The following is a 1,708-nucleotide window of genomic DNA, read 5'->3' as shown; positions in this document are numbered from 1 at the left end:
GGCGCGCACGCTCACCAGCGTCAACGCCAAGCCCATCGTCGCGACCATGACGCGCACGGTCAGTGCGAGCGGCATGGACTGGGCCACGTTGGCGGCAGCCGGTGTGCTGACGATTGTTCCCGGTGCCATCGTGATCTGGTTCGTGCGCCACTACATCGCCAAGGGCTTCGCCATGGGCCGGGTGTGAAGACCCCCCCGCCGCGCTTCGCGCGACCCCCCAGGGGGGCGCCGCTGGCGGCCCGGCAAAGCCGGTTCCGCGGCGGCCTGGGTGGGAGCGTCTGTGTTCAAAGGGTATTGGAGAACTCAAATGTTTAACTGGATGGCCTGGACTCTGCCTGTGGCGGTGTTTTTCACCTGCATCGTGCTCATGCTCATCGGCATGACGGTGTGGGAGATCAAGTCGCCCACCGTGATGCGCAAGGGCTTTTTGCCCATCGCCACGACGCGGGGCGACCGCCTCTTCATCGGCCTGCTCGGTGCGGCCTACATCAACCTGGCCTTCATCGGCATGGCCGGCTGGTTCACCCAATGGCTTTCGCTGGAGCAAGAGCCCAGCATCTGGATCAGCTTCGTCGCGTCCATGGTGTGGCTGGCGGTGGCGATGCGCAAGGGCTGATCGTTTTTCCTGGAATTCGGCCCATTGCTTCCCCAGGGTCGAGCGTCCATTTTTCTGCTGGGGAAGCTCATTGACTGAGGAGACAACATGAAAATGCGCCATTCCGCGCTGGCCATCGCAGCCATGCTGGCCATGGGTGCCCATTCGACCTGGGCCGACGAGGCCGCAGCCAAACGCTGGGTCGACAGCGAGTTCCAACCTTCGACGCTGAGCAAAGACCAGCAAATGGCCGAGATGAAGTGGTTCATCGATGCCGCCAAGAAGCTCAAGGCCAAAGGCGTGAACGAGATTTCGGTCGTGTCCGAAACCATCACCACGCACGAGTACGAATCCAAGACCCTGGCCAAGGCCTTCACCGAGATCACCGGCATCACCGTCAAGCACGACCTGATCCAGGAAGGTGACGTGGTCGAGAAACTGCAGACCTCGATGCAGTCGGGCAAGTCGATTTACGACGGCTGGATCAGCGACTCCGACCTGATCGGTACCCACTACCGCTACGGCAAGGTCATGAACCTGACCGACTACATGGCCGGCAAGGGCAAGGAATGGACCAACCCCGGTCTGGACCTGAAGGACTTCATCGGCACCAGCTTCACCACCGCGCCCGATGGCAAGCTCTACCAGTTGCCCGACCAGCAGTTCGCCAACCTGTACTGGTTCCGCGCCGACCTGTTCGCGCGCAAGGACTTGAAAGACAAGTTCAAGGCCAAGTACGGCTACGACCTGGGTGTTCCGCAAAACTGGAGCGCCTACGAAGACATCGCCGAGTTCTTCACCAACGACGTGAAAGAAATCGACGGCAAGCCGATCTACGGCCATATGGACTACGGCAAGAAAGACCCCAGCCTGGGTTGGCGCTTCTCCGATGCCTGGCTGTCCATGGCCGGCACCGCCGACATCGGCATCCCCAACGGCAAGCCGGTCGACGAGTGGGGTATCCGCGCTTCCGCCGATGGCTGCACGCCGCTGGGCGCTTCGGTCTCGCGCGGTGGGGCCACCAACTCGCCCGCCGCTGTCTACGCGCTCACCAAGTACGTGGACTGGATGAAGAAGTACGCGCCGAAAGAAGCCACGGGCATGACCTTCGGT

At 62.0% G+C, this 1,708-nt stretch carries 2 protein-coding genes and 1 pseudogene; all 3 read left to right on the top strand.

The genetic code is table 11. From position 1 onward, the window contains the following. Window positions 1-187, top strand: a pseudogene (locus ABYB95_RS23060) (carbohydrate ABC transporter permease); the annotation flags it as partial. A gap of 120 nt (window positions 188-307) precedes the next feature. Continuing rightward, a complete protein-coding gene (locus ABYB95_RS23055; protein ID WP_372662552.1) occupies window positions 308-616 on the top strand; it encodes a DUF2160 domain-containing protein in 309 nt (102 codons plus the stop codon). A gap of 87 nt (window positions 617-703) precedes the next feature. Continuing rightward, window positions 704-1,708: ABC transporter substrate-binding protein (locus ABYB95_RS23050; protein ID WP_372662549.1), on the top strand; the 1,005-nt coding region annotated here is incomplete at its 3' end.

This window comes from Hydrogenophaga sp., assembly GCF_041633695.1.
Classification (GTDB): domain Bacteria; phylum Pseudomonadota; class Gammaproteobacteria; order Burkholderiales; family Burkholderiaceae_C; genus Hydrogenophaga.
Note: the sequence above shows the minus strand (reverse complement) of the source record. Positions and strands in the feature narration are given on the sequence as shown.